The sequence below is a fragment of the Rhodanobacter koreensis genome, from assembly GCF_054782855.1.
The window spans coordinates 309,586-327,255 of the sequence record NZ_BAAGRR010000002.1 but is presented as its reverse complement, the minus strand read 5'-3'; the positions used below and the strand labels follow the sequence as shown (position 1 = coordinate 327,255).

Annotated in this window: 15 protein-coding genes; 5 read left to right on the top strand and 10 right to left on the bottom strand. The window is 64.0% G+C overall.

Features of this window, described 5'->3' with window-relative positions; genetic code table 11:
• Positions 1–202: 202 nt before the first annotated feature.
• The 4 genes from ACYVKM_RS07240 to ACYVKM_RS07225 form a co-directional block, all read right to left on the bottom strand.
• Positions 203–1,009: an AcvB/VirJ family lysyl-phosphatidylglycerol hydrolase gene (locus ACYVKM_RS07240; protein ID WP_460876940.1), complete on the bottom strand. Its 807-nt coding sequence runs from the start codon at positions 1,007–1,009 to the stop codon at positions 203–205.
• A complete protein-coding gene (gene mprF, locus ACYVKM_RS07235) occupies positions 1,006–3,615 on the bottom strand; it encodes a bifunctional lysylphosphatidylglycerol flippase/synthetase MprF (protein ID WP_460876939.1) in 2,610 nt (869 codons plus the stop codon). The genes ACYVKM_RS07240 and mprF overlap by 4 nt, the downstream gene beginning before the upstream one ends.
• A gap of 183 nt (positions 3,616–3,798) precedes the next feature.
• Positions 3,799–5,823 (bottom strand): OPT family oligopeptide transporter, encoded by a 2,025-nt coding sequence (locus ACYVKM_RS07230; protein ID WP_460876938.1) that lies wholly within the window; start codon positions 5,821–5,823, stop codon positions 3,799–3,801.
• 108 nt (positions 5,824–5,931) lie between these two features.
• Positions 5,932–6,819, bottom strand: coding sequence for a pseudouridine synthase (locus ACYVKM_RS07225; protein WP_460876937.1), 888 nt, complete (start codon positions 6,817–6,819; stop codon positions 5,932–5,934).
• Positions 6,820–6,968: 149 nt separating this feature from the next.
• Between ACYVKM_RS07225 and ACYVKM_RS07220 the strand changes: the two genes are divergently transcribed.
• The gene (locus tag ACYVKM_RS07220) at positions 6,969–7,526 is read left to right on the top strand and encodes a YaeQ family protein (protein ID WP_460876936.1); all 558 of its coding nucleotides are present in this window, start codon (positions 6,969–6,971) and stop codon (positions 7,524–7,526) included.
• 93 nt (positions 7,527–7,619) lie between these two features.
• Positions 7,620–8,051 (top strand): FKBP-type peptidyl-prolyl cis-trans isomerase, encoded by a 432-nt coding sequence (locus ACYVKM_RS07215; protein ID WP_460876935.1) that lies wholly within the window; start codon positions 7,620–7,622, stop codon positions 8,049–8,051.
• 47 nt (positions 8,052–8,098) lie between these two features.
• Here ACYVKM_RS07215 and ACYVKM_RS07210 read toward each other — a convergent pair whose 3' ends face one another.
• Together ACYVKM_RS07210 and ACYVKM_RS07205 are read right to left on the bottom strand one after the other, a co-directional pair.
• Positions 8,099–8,956 carry a PA4780 family RIO1-like protein kinase gene (locus ACYVKM_RS07210; RefSeq protein ID WP_460876934.1) on the bottom strand — a complete coding sequence of 286 codons (858 nt, stop codon included), beginning with the start codon at positions 8,954–8,956 and terminating at the stop codon, positions 8,099–8,101.
• A gap of 82 nt (positions 8,957–9,038) precedes the next feature.
• On the bottom strand, positions 9,039–10,049 hold the full coding sequence (locus ACYVKM_RS07205) for an LLM class flavin-dependent oxidoreductase (RefSeq protein WP_460876933.1): 1,011 nt from the start codon (positions 10,047–10,049) through the stop codon (positions 9,039–9,041).
• A 131-nt stretch (positions 10,050–10,180) separates the two neighbouring features.
• Here ACYVKM_RS07205 and ACYVKM_RS07200 point away from each other — a divergent pair, with 131 nt between their 5' ends.
• Complete coding sequence (locus ACYVKM_RS07200; protein WP_460876932.1) at positions 10,181–10,903, top strand: rRNA pseudouridine synthase; 723 nt, start codon at positions 10,181–10,183, stop codon at positions 10,901–10,903.
• 424 nt (positions 10,904–11,327) lie between these two features.
• Complete coding sequence (locus tag ACYVKM_RS07195; RefSeq protein WP_460876931.1) at positions 11,328–12,350, top strand: HDOD domain-containing protein; 1,023 nt, start codon at positions 11,328–11,330, stop codon at positions 12,348–12,350.
• Between the two features lie 101 nt (positions 12,351–12,451).
• On the opposite strand, the gene ACYVKM_RS07190 is transcribed toward ACYVKM_RS07195, so the two are convergent.
• From ACYVKM_RS07190 to ACYVKM_RS07175, 4 genes are all read right to left on the bottom strand, one after another.
• Entirely contained in the window at positions 12,452–12,961 is a 510-nt protein-coding gene (locus tag ACYVKM_RS07190; protein WP_460876930.1) for a DUF1993 domain-containing protein, read from the bottom strand.
• Positions 12,962–13,167: 206 nt separating this feature from the next.
• Positions 13,168–15,198: an alpha/beta hydrolase domain-containing protein gene (locus ACYVKM_RS07185; protein ID WP_460876929.1), complete on the bottom strand. Its 2,031-nt coding sequence runs from the start codon at positions 15,196–15,198 to the stop codon at positions 13,168–13,170.
• A 160-nt stretch (positions 15,199–15,358) separates the two neighbouring features.
• Positions 15,359–16,129 carry a dimethylarginine dimethylaminohydrolase family protein gene (locus ACYVKM_RS07180; protein WP_460876928.1) on the bottom strand — a complete coding sequence of 257 codons (771 nt, stop codon included), beginning with the start codon at positions 16,127–16,129 and terminating at the stop codon, positions 15,359–15,361.
• Between the two features lie 37 nt (positions 16,130–16,166).
• Entirely contained in the window at positions 16,167–16,574 is a 408-nt protein-coding gene (locus ACYVKM_RS07175) for an oxidoreductase-like domain-containing protein (protein ID WP_460876927.1), read from the bottom strand.
• Between ACYVKM_RS07175 and ACYVKM_RS07170 the strand changes: the two genes are divergently transcribed.
• Positions 16,573–17,658, top strand: a complete 1,086-nt coding sequence (locus tag ACYVKM_RS07170; protein WP_460876926.1) for a glycoside hydrolase family 18 protein — start codon at positions 16,573–16,575, stop codon at positions 17,656–17,658. The two genes, ACYVKM_RS07175 and ACYVKM_RS07170, sit on opposite strands and share 2 nt — an antisense overlap.
• Positions 17,659–17,670 lie beyond the last annotated feature (12 nt).

Sequence of the window (17,670 nt, the reverse complement as noted above, 5' to 3'; positions counted from 1 at the left end):
CATCCCTGCCGGTATTTGAACCATCGTCTCTGGTAGCCGCAGTCTTGGACTGCATTAATCATCGCATTGCTTCGTTGCGATGCAAGAAGAACCTGTTCAACCCAGCCGCCATATGAACTGGCGGAAATTCCCGGCTCGGCACCGTTTCGTCATACCCGGGAGGATGGCGGATACCGACACCAGCCAACATACCTGAGTTGATTCAGTGTATACCGCCAACTGTCGATGCCTGCGCCGGCAATTCTTCCAGCATCTGCGCCGCCAGCGGCTGGTAACCGCCGTCGAAATGATGGCCGCCCTTCTTCGCGTGAACCTTCACCCAGGCTGGCAGGTTCGGCTCGTCACAGATGGTGTCGTCGCTGTCGTCCAGGCCGTAATAGCAGACCGTGGACGGCTGGTTCTGCAGTGCCTGCAGTGGCGGCATCGTGTCGTAGTGCTTGATCGGGTTGATCGACTGCAGCAGCGTCTTGACGTGTTCCTTGAACCAGCCCTGCTTGATCATGTAGCCCTCGAGTTCGATTTCGAAGGTCACATCCCGGCTGGGCGACAGCAGCACCAGCTGGGTGATCCGCGCACGGTTGGCCGGACTGAGCTTGTCTATGATGGTTGGCAGCACATCGGCGCCGAAGGAGAAACCCACCAGCCAGATGCGTTTCTTGCCCCACACGCCGAGGTACTTCGTCATCAGTGCATCGAGCTCGCGCGCCGATTCTTCCGGAGTGCGTTCGCGCCAGTAGTATTTGAACGTGTTGACGCCGAGCACGGGGATGCCGCGGTCGATGAAGGCGATGCCCAGGCGCCGGTCCAGATCGGCCCAGCCACCATCGCCGGAATAGATGATCGCCATGACGTCGCCCTTGCCGGCCGGCGGCGCCACGCTTATGGAGCTGACCGGCAGCACCACGGTGACGTCCTCCAGGCTGACCCGCGACCACGGGCTCCAGACAAGAGCGACGCCCAGCAGGCACACGGCCGCCGCAACCAGCGCGATGCCAGTCCCGCGTTTCATCGGCGTACCACCCCGGAAAGGCCGCCGGAGATCAGGCTGGCCACATTGGTCAGGATCATCGGCAGCGCAATGCCACCGGGCACCGCCATATAGCGTGGCTCCCACTCCGGATCGAATTTGTCCTTGTAGCGCTGCAGCCCGCGGAAGTTGTAGAAACGTTCGCCACGGCCGAATACCAGCGCGCCGAAACGGTTCCACAGCGGCGCCTGGCGCCGGTTCTGCAGACCCGCCAGCGGTGCCATGCCGAGGTTGAACCAGCGGTAGCCGTCGTCGCGCGCCCACTGCATCAGTTCCACGAACAGGTAGTCCATGATCCCGGCCGGGCCGTCCGGCAGGTGTCGCATCAGATCCACCGAGGCTTCCTGTTTGGTTTCGTTGAGGAACAGGTTCGCGAACGCCACCAGCTGGTTGTCCTGCCAGACCAATGCCATGGGCGTGCGCACCAGATAGCGTGGATCGAACGAACCGAGCGAGAAGCGCTTCTCGCGCACGTTCTTGTCGCGCATCCATGCATCGGAGATTTGCTTCAGTCGCGGCAACAGCGGTGCCACGGCTTCGGGCGGCACGATCTCCAGTCGCAGGCCCTCACGAGTCAGCTTGTTCACAGTGTTGCGCAATACCTTCCTGGATTTGCCGTCGAGATTGAAGCTGTCCAGCCGCACGCGTGCCTCTTCGCCGATCTTCAGCAGGTTCAGGCCCACTTCCAGATACAGGTCCAGATCGACCGGGCTCACCTGGTAGAACACCGGCCAGCCACCGGCACGCTCGCACTGTTCGAGGAACGACCACACCAGCTCACGTCGGGCATCCTCGTCGGTGCCGACCGGATCGCCCATCGCCACCCAGCTGCGCCCCTCCGTATCGAACATCACGAAGGCCTTGTGCTCGGGGCCGAACAGCAAGGTCTTGTCGCCCATCAGCGCCAGATGGGCCTGCGCCGAGGGGAACTGCTTGATCAACGGCAGCGCCTGCTGCAGTTCCGCCTCACTCGGCGGCTCGCGATGCAGTTTTATCGGACGAATCAGGCTGGCCAGCGCAAACAGCATGCCTGTGGCAGCGGCGGCGACCAGCGCACGCAATGCACGCGGTGCGCCGCCCTGGTGGAGGCTGAATTCCCACCACAGGTCGCTGCTGTACTCGACATGCTTGTAACTGAACACGACCAACCACGCGGCACAGCCGAGGATGGCCACGATCGCCGCGATCCAGCCCACCGAGAAACTGGTGCTGAACAGCGAGGCGCGCCGATAGAACAGCCGGTGCGCCGGCGCCAGCGCCATCGCCAGCAAGGTGAGCAGGGTCGCCTCCTCGTAGTCGATGCCCTTGAGCAGCGAGAACACCGCACCTGCCAGCAGCAGCACCAGGGTCAGCCAGTACGCCGCATCCAGTCGGCGCTGCAGGCCACGGGCAAGGATCAGCAGCAGCATGCCGATCACGCTGGCCAGCAGGTGCGAAACTTCCAGCACCGACAGCGGCAGCACGTCACGCAGGATCGCCATGCGTGCGGGCAGCGCACGGGTCGCACCGGAAAACAGCAACACCGCGCCCGAGACCAGGGTCAGCCCGGCGAAGAACGACGGCAGCAAGCCGGTGAACCAGGGCGTCAGCAGGGATTTCTCGCGCAGGCCACGCGCCTCGCGCTGCAGGACCAGCACGGTCGCGGTACATAGCGGCAGCAGATAGTAGATGACGCGGAATGCGGCCAGCGCGCCCAGGATCGGCGCAGCCAGCGCCTGATTGCCGGTGGCACCGAAGCCGGCCAGCATCACCGCCTCGAACACGCCGAGGCCACCCGGTACATGGCTGATCAGGCCGACGATCTGGGCGATCACGAAGATCGCCAGAAAATGGCCGAAACCGTTGTTCAGCTCGTCCGGCATCAGGATGTAGAGCACGGCTGCCGCCAATCCCCAGTCGAACGCACCCACCAGGATCTGCTGCAAGGCAGTCGCCGGTGACGGCAGGCCGATGCGCCAGCGCCACAGCCGCAACGGCCGGCGCACCAGCCAGCCAGCCAGCAGCCATGCCAGCGGCAGCAGGGTCAGCAACAACCCGAGCAGGCGGCTGAATTCCGCCAACGGCAGATCCGGCGGCAGCGGCACCAGCAGCAGGGTCACCCCGGTCAGCGCCAGCAGGCCCAGCCAGAAACTGGTCGTGCAGAACAGCACCACCCTGGCCACCTCGCCGGTGGACAACCCGTTCTGGATATAGAAGCGGTAGCGGATCGAACCGGATACCAGCAGCGACATGCCCACCGCATTGCTGAAGGCGTAGCTGATGAACGAGATCATGGTGACCCGGCGCCAGGACAATCGCCGTCCGATCGAGGCCAGCGCGAAGCGGTCGTACAGCGTCATCACCGCATAACCCAGCAAGGTGAACAGCGCAGCCAGCAGCAGGCGCGTGCGCGAGATGCTCTGCACATAGGTCCGCACTTGATGGTAGTTCACCTCCCTGGCCAGGAGGTGCAGCGCCCACAACGCAAGGCACAGCATGCCTACCGACAGCAACGGCCCGGCCAGCCTGCGCAGCAATACCGTGCGCTGGCTCGGCGGCGCCAGGGCTTCCTCGGCGCTCTGAACCTGCTCGACCTTTTCCTGCTCCACTCGACCACTGCCCCTTGTAAAGACCGACTAGGTTGCCACATCGAAACTGACTGGCAATCTTTTGCGATCCGCCGCCTTCGATGATCGTCAGTCCCGACGATCTCTCAAGCCTTCATTGCGGTCGTCACCATCCAGACTGGCGGCTGATCCAGGGCCGCCTGCCGCAAACATGCCATCGATCTGTCAGGCGTTCGTCGACGCCTGCCCCAGGCGGCCCACCCAGCGATACAGCAGCACCATCACCACGGCGAACGCCGCGCCGCCAACCCATAGCGCCGGACCATTGGCGAACGCGTCACCCACCAGGGCAAGCGGAAAGTCCTTGCCGGAAAAGGCCACGCAGGCGGCGATCGCCACGCCGAGCAGGCCCTCGCCGACGATCATGCCGGAGGCCAGCAGTACGCCGAGCTGCTTGGTCGCCTCGGGATTTCTGGAATCCCGATCGGCACGACGATCGAACCACCAGCCCGCGACCGCACCGACCACCACCATCAACGTACTCTGGGTCGGCAGATAGATGCCCAGGCCGACCGCCAACGGCGACAGATGCGCCGACTTCGTCGTGCGGCGCAGCACTTCGTCGATCACGATCATGACCACGCCGATCACGCCGCCGATCTCGATCAGGCTCCAGTCGATGTTGTTCTGGATCACGCCCTGTGCGAGCGCCGAGATCAGACCAGCCTGCGGTGCCGCCAGTGCGTGGTCGCGAACAGGGCCCGGTGCGCCGACAAAGCCATAGGCGTGATTGAGCAGGTCGAGGATCGGCGGGATGATCGCGGCGCCCGCGAACACGCCGACCACCAGCGCCCACTGCTGTTTTGACGGCGTCGCATCGACCAGTTGTCCGGTCTTGAGATCCTGCAGGTTGTTGTTGGCGATCGCCGCGGCGGCGAACACGATCGAGGTGATGAACAGGGCGAATGCGACCAGCGCGTTCTCGCTGCCGGCGGGCAGCGACGAGCGAATCCCGAACACCAGCAGCAGGGCTGCACTGATCACGACGATGATGCCGATACCCGACAGCGGACTGTTCGACGAGCCGATCAGGCCTGCCATATAGCCGCACACGGCGGACACGAAGAAACTCATCAGCACGACGAAGATCAATCCGGCGATGACCAGGGTCACGACGTGGTCACCCAGGCCATGACCGGCCGTCAGCGCGAAATTCGCGATCAGCCAGCCGATCGGCACCAGGCAGACCAGCGAGATCAGAGCCACCTGCCCGATCGGGATGTCCTGCTCGGTGCGCGGCAGCAGCGCGCCATGGCCGGCACCACGTGCGCGCGACGCAGCCATCGCGGAAGCCAGCCCGCTGATGACCGGTTTGACCAGTTTGGCCAGCGTCCACACCGCGGCCACACCGATCGTGCCCGCGCCGACGAAGCGCACCTTGTGGCTCCAGGTCGCGTTGGCGAGCTCAGCTATCGCGCCTGCCGATGGTGCAAGCGCCGAAAAATGCGGAACGCCCCAACCCCAGCCGATCACCGCACCGACCAGCATCGCGATGCCCACCCACAACCCGACCAGATGGCCGATGCCGAACAACGCGAACGAGAGGAAGAAGTCGAACCCGGTCACCCCGCCCTTGTCGCCACCGACGCGGAAGTAGTGCACCACGTCGCCCGCAAACACCCGCGTGGCGACCACGACAGCGAAGACCGCCGAAACGATCGAGCCCCACAACACGGCGAGCAGGCCGGCACGATTGGACTCGGCAGCCGCCTCGGCACTGATGCCCTCACCGCCACCGGCACCGACCTTCAGCACCTCGGCGCAGGCCACGCCTTCGGGATACGGCAGGTCGGAATTGGTCACCAGCGCACGGCGCAGCGGGATCGAATACATCACGCCGAGGATGCCGCCGAGCGCGCAGATCGCGAACGAGGTCCAGTAATTGAAGCCGGTCCACCAGCCGATCAGGATCAGGCCCGGCAGCACGAAGATGATCGAGGACAAGGTGCCCGCCGCCGACGCGACGGTCTGCACGACATTGTTCTCCTGCATCGTGGAGCCCTTGAAGTAACGCAGCACCGCCATCGAGATCACGGCCGCGGGAATCGATGTGGCGAAGGTCAGGCCTGCCTTGAGCCCGAAATACACATTCGCCGCAGTGAACACCACGGTAATCAGGACACCGATGATCAGGCCGCGTACGGTCAACTCTTTGCGCACTGGCGCGATGGATGATGGCTGTGCACTCACGAATGGATCTCCCCGGCAGGATGCTGCTGCGGAAGATAGCGTGGAATGGCCGCGCATGGTTACCCTTGACACGCGACGCCGAACCCCGGCCGGATCCGCGCGAGGCTCTTACAAACTCAACCGGCTCTCAAACCGTCGCGGCTCGCCGGAAAGCGGATCGACGAACGCCAGACCGTACGCCAGCAGTTTCAGCGGGTGCCGATAATCGTCGGCGGACCTTTCTTCGAGCACCGGATACAAGGTGTCGCCAGCGATTGGCGCACCCAGCGCAGCCATGTGCACCCGTAGCTGGTGCTTCCTGCCGGTGACAGGATGCAGCGCGTAGCGCCAATGCTCCCCACCACGCTCGACTACCTCGATCCGCGTCTCGCTGTTCGGCTCGCCGTCGATCTCCCGCATGCGGAAAAACGGTTCGCCCGCGACAATTCGCGAGTGGCGCACCAGCGGAAACTCCAATGCCGGCAGCGCCGGTGCCAGTGCTTCGTAGTGCTTCTCGATCCGGCGTTCGCGGAACAGCGCCTGATATGTGGCACGACTGCTCCGCTTTGCCGAAAACAGTACCAGCCCCGCTGTCGCGCGGTCGATACGGTGCAATGGCACCAGGTCAGGGTTGCCCAGTCGGTGGATCAGCCTTTGCAACAAGGTCTGCTCGACGAACCCGCCCGCCGGCGTCACCGGCAGGAAGTGCGGTTTGTCTGCCACCACCAGATGCTCGTCCACATGCAGCACGGTTTCGAAGAACGGGATTGGTACCTCGTCCGCCACCTCGCGGTAATAGTGAATGCGCAACCCTTCCCGATACGGCGTGTGCGGTGTGACCACACGGCCCTGCCCATCCAGCACGCGTTCGCGCGCCATGCGATCCAGCCATTGTTCGCGGCTGATCCTGGCGAAGTGCGCGCACAGGCTGTCGAGCACCGTCGTCCATCCGCCCGGCGGCAGGTGCACGGTGCTGGCTCGGGTTTCGCGGACAAAGGATGTGACGGGCAGGTTCATGATGACCGCCAGTGTAGTGCGTCGCTCGGCACCGAACTGGAGCGCGCGCCCCTTGCCGCGGACGCAGCCTGTCGAGCGGGAGTGGTCTGGAACAACGCCGAGTCCCCGACGCGTACAATGACCGGCTATTGTCTCAAGGCAACCCCTCCATGGCCCTCAACTCCACCATCTACAAGGTCGAACTCCAGATCAGTGACATGGACCGGCATTACTACGCCACCCATGCGCTGACCCTGGCGCGGCATCCGTCGGAAACCGAGGAACGCCTGATGGTGCGGTTGCTGGCGTTCGCCATGCATGCGGATGAGCGGCTGGAGTTCGGCAAGGGCATCAGCGACGAGGACGAGCCGGCACTGTGGCGCAAGGCATATACCGACGAGATCGAACTGTGGATCGAGGTCGGTCAGCCGGACGAGACGCGCATCCGCAAGGCCTGCGGCCGTTCGCGCCAGGTGGTAGTGATCAGCTACGGTGGTAACGCTGCAGAGATCTGGTGGAACAAGGTTGGCTCAGCGCTGAGCCGAAACAAAAACCTCACCGTGCTGGACATTCCGGCCAGCACGGTCGCCGGACTCGTCGCCCTGCTGCAGCGTGGCATGCGGCTGCAATGCCTGGTCCAGGACGGCCAGCTGCAGCTGATGAACGATGCCGATGCGGTTGCGGTGGATCCGTTGCGGCGCATGGAACCTGCCGAAACGGTGAGCTGATCGCACTTCATCGAGAGCAAGGCAATACCGCCATGTCGTCGTCATTTACCGGATAATCGCGGCCCGATCCACCTACCTGCCCGGAGTCACCCCATGCGCTGGTTGCTGTCCCTGTTTGCCCTGTTCGCCCTTGCCGCCTGCACGGCCGCACCACCTGCGCACGCCACGGGAAGCGTGGACAAGCTCACCGTGATCGACCAGAAAGTCGGCACCGGCACCGAGGCAAAGGACGGCATGAAGGTGACGGTGCAGTACACCGGCTGGCTGTATGACGAAAAAGCCAAGGACAAGCACGGCAGCAAGTTCGACAGCTCGCTCGACCATGGTGAACCGTTTTCCTTCCTGCTCGGCCAGGGCAGCGTGATCGCGGGCTGGGACCAGGGCGTGGCCGGCATGCACGTCGGCGGCAAGCGCATCCTGCTGATTCCGGCGGCGCTCGGCTATGGCGCCAGCGGCGCCGGCGACGACATCCCGCCGAACGCCTCGCTGGTGTTCGAAGTGGAACTGTTGAAAGTCGGCGACTGATTCACCGGTCCGTAGGCTGGGGTGAGCAAAGCGAACCCAACCTGCGCTCAATCTTCCTGCGCTGCCGCCTCGCGTCCCTGCTGGCGGATGATCGCCTCCTCACGCGCGTCGATGATCGACTGCATCACGCTGTCGACATCGGCGATGCTCTCGTCGAACTCGAATTCGCCGGTGAGCTCGCTGTCCGGGTGCAGCTCGCCGAGTTCGTACAGCGCCCACATTTCCTCGCCGTAATGCGTGTCCAGCAGCTCCGGCGCAAAGCGCGACAGGCTGATGGTGATGTTGCCCACGTCCCTTCGCAGCATCGCGCGGGCGGCGTTGTTGCCGGAGGCGCTGACCGCCTGCGGCAGGTCGATGATCACCGGGCCTTCCGGACCCACCAGCACGTTGTATTCGGAAAGGTCGCCGTGGATCAGCCCCACGCACAGCATCCGCGCAACCTGCTGCATCAGGAAGCGGTGGTACCCGCGAGCGGTTTCGGCCGATAGCTCCACCTCACCCAGCCGCGGCGCCGAGTGGCCGTCCGCATCGGTAACCAGCTCCATCACCAGCACACCGCTGAAATAGCCATACGGTTTGGGCACCCGCACACCGGCGGCAGTGAGCTGATACAGCGCATCGACCTCGGCATTCTTCCAGGCGGCCTCGGCTTCCTTGCGGCCGAACTTGGTGGCCTTGCCCATCGCGCGCGCCTGCCGGCTGCCGCGCACCTTGCGGCCTTCCTGGTATTGGACGCGCTGCTGGAAACTGCGCTGAGCCATGTCCTTGTAGACCTTGGCGCAGCGAATGTCCTCGCCCGAGCGGACGACGTAGACGGAGGCTTCCTTGCCGCTCTTCAGCGGTCGCAGCACCTGGTCGATCACACCTTCATCGATCAGGTCCTGCAGGCCCTTGGGGGTTTTCATGCGTGGGAGAGCTTCTGCATCGGGGAATAACGCCAATTATGGCCGATCGACGACCTCTGCCGCCCTTTTGCACCCATGTCGGTCAGCTTGTGTGCAAGCTCGAAGCACTCAACCGATCCCGCACCGCTGCGGCGATCTCGAATGAATGGCGTCGCGCTGCATGCTCAAACACATTGGCGGTGATCATCAGTTCATCCGGTCGGTGCCGTGCGATGAAAGCCTCGATACCTTCCTGTACCGTGCCCTCGGCACCGACTACCGCGCAGGCCAGTGCACGCTCGACCATCAATTTCTCCGGCGGCGTCCAGTACGACTCGATATCGTCGATCGGCGGCGGGATCAACCCCGGCCGACCGCGGCGCAGGTTGATGAAACTCTGCTGCTGGGTGGTGAACAAGCGTCGTGCCTCGGCATCGCTGTCGGCCGCAACGACGTTGATACCGAGCATCGCATACGGCTGCGACAGGCGTACCGATGGCTGGAAATCGCGCCGGTACAACGCCAGCGCCTCGTCCATCGCATCCGGCGCGAAGTGCGATGCAAACGCAAACGGCAGGCCGAGTTGCGCCGACAGTTTCGCGCTGAACAGGCTGGAACCGAGCAACCACACCGGCACCTCGATGCCTGCACCGGGTACGGCACGCACCTGTTGGCCAGCAACGGCCGGCTCGAAATAACCAAGTAGCTCGATCACGTCGTGGGGAAACGCATCGGCACCGTCGAAGTAACGGCGCAGCGCCCTTGCAGTGGGCTGGTCGGTGCCTGGTGCGCGCCCCAGCCCCAGGTCGATGCGCCCCGGATACAGCGAGGCCAGCGTGCCGAACTGTTCGGCCACCTGCAGCGGTGCGTGATTCGGCAACATGATGCCGCCGGCGCCGACGCGGATGGTCGAGGTACCACCCGCCACATGGCCGATCAACACGGCGGTCGCCGCGCTGGCGATGCCGGGCATGTTGTGGTGCTCGGCCAGCCAGTAGCGCCGGTAGCCCAGGCGTTCGGTCAACTGCGCCAGGTCCAGCGTATTGCGGAATGCCTGGGTGGTATCACTGCCTTCAGTGACCGGTGCCAGGTCAAGAATGGAAAAGGGAATCATGTCGGGCTCTCGCCAATGCGGATGCCGCTGATCTGGGGGCTGTCGCGCGAATTGCCACCACTTCTCATCGAAACCGGTCCGCTCACGGGCTGGCGCTTACAATGGACCGTCCAACACGCCATGGCATCTCGATGACCGAACCTGTTCGCCTCGCCAAACGCGTCGTCGCACTGACCCAGTGCTCGCGGCGGGAAGCCGAGCAATACATCGAGGGTGGCTGGGTACGCGTCAATGGCGTGGTGGTGGAAGAACCGCAGTTCATGGTGGACACGCAGACTGTCGAGCTCGACCCTGCCGCCGAGCTGGCGCCGATTGAACCCGCCACCCTCGTACTGCACAGGCCCGCCGACTACGACGCCGGCAACGGCGCAAACCCGGCCAGTGCCTTGGTCATCCCCGACAACCGCTCACCGGACGATGCCTCCGGCGTGCGCCCGTTGAAGCGGCATCTGCTGCGCTTGACCTCGCCACTGGCGCTGCCGGTCGAAGCCAGCGGCCTGCTGATCTTCACCCAGGACTGGCGCGTCACCCGCAAGCTCACCGAGGACATCGAGCGGATCGAACAGGAATTCGTCGTCGACGTCGAAGGCGAGCTGATTCCCAACGGACTGGCCCTGCTCAACCATGGCCTGCGCTTCAACAACTACGCCATGCCGCCGATCAAGGTCAGCTGGCAGAGCGAGCAGCGGCTGCGCTTCGCGTTCAAGGTCCTGCAGCCTACCCAGATCGCACCGATGTGCCAGGCGGTAGGCCTGAAGGTGCTCGCGATGAAGCGCCTGCGCGTCGGTCGCATCCCGCTGGCCAGGTTGCCGCCCAGGCAATGGCGTTACCTGGCCCGCGGCGAACGCATCTGACGGACACTAGCTTGCCGGCCCGTGTCCAATCGCGGCCGGAACAGCTTAGACTTCCTCTGCGCGTCCCGCGTAACACCCCGGGTTGCCGTACCGCCTGATATCCATTCACACGTCTAAGGAGCACACCATGAGCAAGGGCATGGATTCAAAGAAAAGCGAGAAGAAAAAACCGGCCAAGACCATGAAGGAGAAAAAGGCCGCCAAGCAGGAAAAGAAGAAAAACAAATAAAGCTCCAACGCACCCGGCAGAGTAGAAGAAAACCCTCACCTCGCTGCCAACTGTTCGTCAGCCGGCAGCGACTCGGTGCACCTGGGCGCAGGATCCAACCGCGTTCATCCGCCAGCCCTAAATTATCCTCGCCTCGTGCCGATACCGAAGTCTGAAGACACGGGATCCGTGCACGGGGATGAGGGGCACATAAATATGGGGAGCATGTGGCGCTTCTTTCGTGGCCGGAACAAGGCTGCAAATTGCGCGCAGCCACGTACTGCCAAGCCAGCGGATGCTTCAGTCGCTGCTCCAGCGATCCGGCCAGCCCTGTCGCAAGCGGAAGTCACGGACCGTTTCCATCGCTTTTTATTCGGCCTGCCGGACAGTGACGCGGTCGAACCGAGCGCCGCCGAACTGGCCACGTTCAAGCGGCTGGAATTGCTCAGCACGCGCTTTGACATGCGCAGCCTGCCGCGCTTGCCAACAGTCTTGCCGCAGTTGCTGCGCACGCTGAGAAACGACAATGCCGGCGGCGGTCAGCTGGCCAAGCTGGTCGGCCGCGACCCGTTGATGGTCGGCGAAGTCATGCGGGTAACCAGTAGCGTGCTCTACCGCGCCGCGCAACCCATCACGAGCCTGCAGCAGGCTGTGGTCCTGCTGGGTCAGGACGGTTTGCGGCGGGTACTCACCCAGCACGCTATGAAGCCGATTCTGCAGGCCAACGTGGGCGCACTCGGTCATGCCGCCGGCGAACGCCTGTGGGATCACGCCGAACGTTGCGCGCATGCCTGCGCCTGGCTCGGCAGGACCAGTGGCTGCGACACCTTCGAGGCTTATCTGGCCGGCATCATCTGCCATACCGGCACCGGCGCCGTGGTACGTCTGCTGGATCAATTGATGCCTGCCGCATCCCCTGCACCGTCGTCCGGCTTCCTCGCCCATTGCACGCAACTCGCTGCACGATTGTCACTGCAGGCCGCGCAACACTGGGACCTGCCACCGCATGTCATCGAGGCATTGACGGAATGCCAGCATCCGGGTGCGTCGTCGCCACTGGGACGCGCACTCTCAAGCGCCGACCTGCTGGCGATGGCCCAACTGCTGGGCGAGCATGAGCGGGTTGCCCGTGACCTCGACCTGAGCCACAGCAGCGATGCCTACGCGCCATCCCTGCTGGCACGCTGCCAGCAGGATCTGCGGCACCAGTTCCCCGTCGATGAAAAGCACGTCGCCTGAATGGGCGATCATCCCGCATCCCGCCGGGTATCGCTCACGCCACGTTCGACCCGATGCGTTGCAGCCATGTCATTGCCATGCAACGCACCAGACATTGCCGATCAGTACTGTCCCATATAATCGCGCTTGCCTATCTCGATGCCGTTGTGGCGCAGCAGCGCGTACGCCGTGGTGACATGGAAGAAGAACTGCGGCAGGCCGTAGCTCAGCAAATAGGCCTGACCGTTGAAGCGGCGTTCCTTCGGCGTACCCGGCCGTATCACGATTTCACGCTGTGCCGCTCCCTCGAACTGCGTCTCCCCCAGGCCATTGATGAAATCCAGGCTGCGCGCAATCAGGCCACGCAGTTCATCGAACGTCTGTTCGCGGTCGTCGTACTTCGGCACTTCGGCGCCGGCCAGTCGCGCCGACACACCGCGCGCAAAATCACAGGCGATCTGTACCTGCTTGCCCAGCGGAAACATGTCCGGAAACAGCCGCGCCTGGGTCAGCGCCGTTGGCTCGATGTTCTTCTCGGCCACATGCGCCGCGGCCTTGGCCAGGATCGCATCGAGGCTGCCGAGCATCTGTTTGAAGACTGAAACGGAGCTGGTGTACATGGCGTCGGGCATCGGCTTTTCCTTGAGGTGTCGGTGGTGATCGGCGCAGTTTAGCCCTCCCATCAGGCAGGGTAGGCAAGATCCAGGGCAAAACCGGCATCAAACCTTGATGAACAGCATCCGGCACTCATGCCACTCATCTTCAACGGCTCGACGATACCAATCACGATAGCGAAGCCAGTAGCATCGCGCGGCCGTTTTCGCCACGCGACCACGGATCAGTTGAATGGTATGGGCCACAGGTATCGGCAGCTCATGTCGCCGGGCGTGCGGGCCATGATGCGGTCGTAGAAGGCAGCCTGGGCGGCCACGGTGCGATCCACGTCTTCTGCCAGAAGCAGATGCCTCGCGACGGCCTGATTCGCCGCCGCCCGCGTCTTTTCGATGAACGCCGAACGCGATCCGTAACGGGCTTCAAGGGATGGACGTGGATCGCCAGCTGCCTTTCGCTCGGCCTCCGTGCGTGCAAAGGGCTGGAACGAGCCCTCGAATCGGTCGAATGCCCAACCGAAGCCGGTATCGGCGTTGTTCTGATTCCAGCCGGTATACGTGCCCAGGGGAACCTGCACTTCAACGGGTCGCAATCCTGCGGAATCCGTGCCATCGGCATCCGGTGCCGGCACCAGGACCGTGTACGGCCGGCCCCGGGCAGGCGGCAGTCGATCGATGATGCCTTGCGTGGTGAAGCGCGGTCCGAAATCGAGACGCGCAGGGATGAAGGGACTGTCCGGCGGGACGAGGCCCGTGCCCTTGGGAAAGAGTTGCCGGTAGCGCGCCGCCGACACCAGCGTGCCACTCGCCAGCGTCGGATAAGCACTGTCGGGCGGCAGCGCCTCATCGCGCACCCAGCGGTCCAGATCGAGCAGAAGAGCCCGCAGGCTGGATTGATCATCGACGGGATCGGAGCAATTGATCGTGCTGCCCCGCGTGGGGTCGGGCGTGATGAGGTGCTGCATGCCGGCAAGCAGGTATAGCCGCGTGTTCGGATCCGGCGCCACGTCGCGGCTGCCGTCGGGCGTGGTTTCCAGCAACGATGCGGAGCGTCCCCAGAACTCGGTGGATTTGTTGACCAGGAAAAGCCTGGGGCTCTTTCCGGCCGAATCACGCGCTCGTGTCAGCAGGGAGCCGGACTGTCCTGTGACGGGGTCGTGTTCCTCCCCGGTCGTGAACGGAAACAGGTCAGTCGGATAGTCCCGATCCACCACCAGATTGGCGGCGCGGGTCGGAAACGCGAAGCGATGATTGAAGCTCCCTCTCCCGCTGCCTCCGACCAGACTGAGCGCACCATCGAAGACGAGTCGTTGCTGCTCGTCGACATCGAAGCCGTCATACAGCATCTGCTGGATCAGCCGCGCGGTCTGGCTGGCTCCGTACAGCAGGACGCGCTTGGGTGCCGGCAACCCCTCGAACGAATGGGTCCGGAACCAGGACAGCAGATCGCGGATGCTGGCCATGCCCGCCCCGACGACATACGGGTCGCGCGCGGTGTAGGTGAGTTCGTAGATCAGGCCGGGCCTGAATCCGTCACGCATCCGGATCTCGGTCGGTGGCTGGCCGTCGGTTGCGGGGACAAAGCTCCACAGCTTGCGCCGAACGACTGCGCGTGGGTCGCCGGGGCGGACTCTCGCCGTCAGCACCGCAAGGGGATCATCTGCGACAGCCGCGGGATAAGCGCGCCCGTCGATGCCGACGAAGGATGCCGTATCGGAGGGTTTTTCAACGGTGAATTCGTTCGCCACCTTGCCGGTGATCGTGTGGCCGTGGTCGGTGGCGATGGGTGGTGTGAACACCAGCGGATGATCGTCCGGGCCTTCAGGCCTGACGTCCCACTCCCAGGCCGACGCAAGCACCGTGAAGCCGTTGCGCTGCAGGAACCCGGTATCCACGAAGGGCGGTTTCCGGGCAGGATCGATGACAAAATTCAGCATCCCGGAAATCTGGCCACCCCGGTTGTTGACATCGTAAAGCAACGTCGAGTCGATCTCCCTGGTCGGCCGCAACAACACGAAGTCCGTCGAGAACTCGACCTGCCCCTTGCTGTCGCGCTGAGCGTGTTTGAGATCGACGATGCGGGCATTCGCCTTGCTGTCCGGATCGAGCGTGAACCAGGCTCGCCCGTGGATCACTTCATAGGGTCCCACTCCAGGGAACACCTTGCCATCCTGATAGGGTTTGCGGTCGATGACTTCGACGTGCTCGACGGCAGCGAACGCTGCCTGCGACGTGATGACGAGTGCGAATGCCGCCAATGCGATCCGGCCGAGGCATGACAATCGATGCGTCCGAGCTTTCCGATTCAAGACAATCTCCCTTGATGATGCCGACAATGGACAAGCCACGGCGTCCCGGATCGTAGCGGCAAAAGGGCAGCAGGCCACCTCGAATTCCGGGCGGCATGATACCCGCAGATCATTCCACGGCGCGAAACACCAGACTGCAGCAGGTCACCGCGCCCTCGGCCTTCTGCAGCTCGGAGACATCGACAGTGGTCACCTTGAAGCCGGCATCGAGCAGCCGCTGCCGGGTGCGCGGAAAGCTGGCCGGCATCAGCAGAGCGTCCCCGATGCGCAGCACGTTGGCGGCGTGCGGTTCGGCGGGGTCGACCTCGATGATGCGAAAACCGGTGAACCGTTCGCGGTCCACCCATGCCGGCTGCAGCAACAACGTATCGTCATCGAGCTGGGTCACGGCTGATTTCAGGTGCAGGCAACCGCGGGTCGGCACGCCGTGCACGGCATAACCATGGCCGGCCAGCAGCTCGCGCAGTTGCCCGATGCCTTGGGCATTGCTGCGGGCCGACTGGCCGACGTACAGGGTACGACCGAGTCGCAGGACATCGCCGCCATCCAGGGTGCCCGGTGACTCGATGGCAAGCACGGGCCGGTAGCTGCGCAATGCGGCAGCGACGCTTGCCACTTCCGCGCGGCGGGATAGAGCGCCGGGCCGCGTCATGATCGCGACTTCGTCCAGCACGATCGCCACGTCCTCGACGAAGACCGAGTCGGGCCATGCCGGTTCGGCCGGCAACATCACCAGGCGGCAGCCGGACTCTTCCAGTGCACGCTGGTAATCGTGGTGCTGCCGCCCGGCACGCGCGGCATCGATCAGGGTGCGCGGGACGTACGACAACTCGCAGTCGCCGAGGGCGGGACTGACTTCGCGGGTAACTGCAATCCACATGACCTTCCCCATCTCGATGATCGGCAAACCGGCGATTCTAAGGATGCCGGACACGCCACGCGGCCAGCGCCGCCTCATAGCGCGCGAGCGCCTCCTCGTAGACATCGAACACGCAGCGTGCACAACCTTCGCCGCAGCAGTCGGCCGCCTCCGGTTCGATCGGAGGCAGCGGTGGCGGATCATCGATATCGGCTGCGTCGTCGTTCATCGGCGTTTCCTGATGCCGGATGGTGCGGCCAATCGAGATGCGGCTCAAGCGGGCCACGCCGATGAAGAGCTGTTCGCCGATCGTTGGCAGATCGTCCCGTGGCTGCGAAGATCCGTCGACGGTCGCCCCCGGAGCAGACATGATGCGAATTGACAACAACTCCGCCCTGCGGCGGCTGGCTCCCTGGTGCGGCGCATGGATCGCCATCCTTGCCGGAATGCTCGCTGGCTGCGCCATGCATGATGCACAGCCCGCGCGCGACGCCGCACATTATCGCGTGGTCGGCTACGACACGGCGAAGACCGACATCGCCCCGCAGGATGTCGGCAAGATCGACACGCTGATCTTCGCGTTCGCCCGGCTCGTCGACGGCGAGGTCATCCTTCCGCCTGCCGATGCCTTGCGCCTGCAACGGCTCGTCGCCCTGAAAGCCGCGCATCCACGACTCAACGTGGTGGTTTCGGTGGGCGGCTGGACGGTCGACGGTTTCTCGGATGCGGCCAGCACGGCGGCGAGCCGGCAACGATTCGCCGACAGTGCAGCCCGGCTGCTGGTGGCAAACGGCGCCGACGGACTGGATGTCGACTGGGAATATCCCGGGCACAACGAAGCCCATATCAAGGCCAGCGCGCAGGACCGGAGCAATTTCACGCTACTGCTGAAAGACCTCCGCACGACACTGGATCGCGCAGGCAATGCCCACGGCCGGCATGGTGCCAGTCATTACACGCTGAGCATCGCAGCCGCCGACGGCGTATTCGTCAGCGGCATCGACATCGCGGCGGTCGAACCCAGCCTCGACTGGTTCAACCTGATGACCTACGACTTCGTCAATTCGATGACGCCGACGACCGGCCACCACACCGGCCTGTACACCTCGACCTACGCACCGGCCGGCGCGCGCAGCACGGACAAGGCGGTGCAGCAGTTTCTCGCCGCTGGCGTACCTTCGCAAAAGCTGCTGATCGGTGTGGCGTTCTACGGCCGCGAATTCGCCGATGTACAACCCGCGCACGATGGCCTGTACCAGGCTTATGGGCACTATCAGGGCGAGCATTCATGGCCACAACTGAAAGCTGAATTCATCAACCGCAGCGGCTACATCCGCTACCGGGATGAAGCCGTTCGGGCGCCATACTTGTGGAACGCGGCAACACACCGCTTCATCAGCTATGACGACCCCTGGTCGATCGCCGCCAAGGCGGCCTACGTCAAGTCCCACCACCTTGGCGGCATCATGTACTGGGAGCAAAGCGAGGACCCGCAAGGCGAACTGCTCGATGCAGTCTGGCGCGGTTTGCAGCCAGGGCGCTCCGAATAGATCAGGGCGCCC

Coding starts and splice junctions, on each gene's coding strand:
- ACYVKM_RS07190 (WP_460876930.1), bottom strand. CDS start 12,961: ATGCCCGACGCCATGTACACCAGCTCCGTTTCAGTCTTCAAACAGATG.
- ACYVKM_RS07215 (WP_460876935.1), top strand. CDS start 7,620: ATGCGCTGGTTGCTGTCCCTGTTTGCCCTGTTCGCCCTTGCCGCCTGC.
- ACYVKM_RS07205 (WP_460876933.1), bottom strand. CDS start 10,049: ATGATTCCCTTTTCCATTCTTGACCTGGCACCGGTCACTGAAGGCAGT.
- ACYVKM_RS07220 (WP_460876936.1), top strand. CDS start 6,969: ATGGCCCTCAACTCCACCATCTACAAGGTCGAACTCCAGATCAGTGAC.
- ACYVKM_RS07175 (WP_460876927.1), bottom strand. CDS start 16,574: ATGGCGCAGCCAGCGAGCATTCCGGCAAGGATGGCGATCCATGCGCCG.
- ACYVKM_RS07180 (WP_460876928.1), bottom strand. CDS start 16,129: ATGTGGATTGCAGTTACCCGCGAAGTCAGTCCCGCCCTCGGCGACTGC.
- ACYVKM_RS07170 (WP_460876926.1), top strand. CDS start 16,573: ATGCATGATGCACAGCCCGCGCGCGACGCCGCACATTATCGCGTGGTC.
- ACYVKM_RS07210 (WP_460876934.1), bottom strand. CDS start 8,956: ATGAAAACCCCCAAGGGCCTGCAGGACCTGATCGATGAAGGTGTGATC.
- ACYVKM_RS07195 (WP_460876931.1), top strand. CDS start 11,328: ATGGGGAGCATGTGGCGCTTCTTTCGTGGCCGGAACAAGGCTGCAAAT.
- ACYVKM_RS07200 (WP_460876932.1), top strand. CDS start 10,181: ATGACCGAACCTGTTCGCCTCGCCAAACGCGTCGTCGCACTGACCCAG.
- ACYVKM_RS07240 (WP_460876940.1), bottom strand. CDS start 1,009: ATGAAACGCGGGACTGGCATCGCGCTGGTTGCGGCGGCCGTGTGCCTG.
- ACYVKM_RS07225 (WP_460876937.1), bottom strand. CDS start 6,819: ATGAACCTGCCCGTCACATCCTTTGTCCGCGAAACCCGAGCCAGCACC.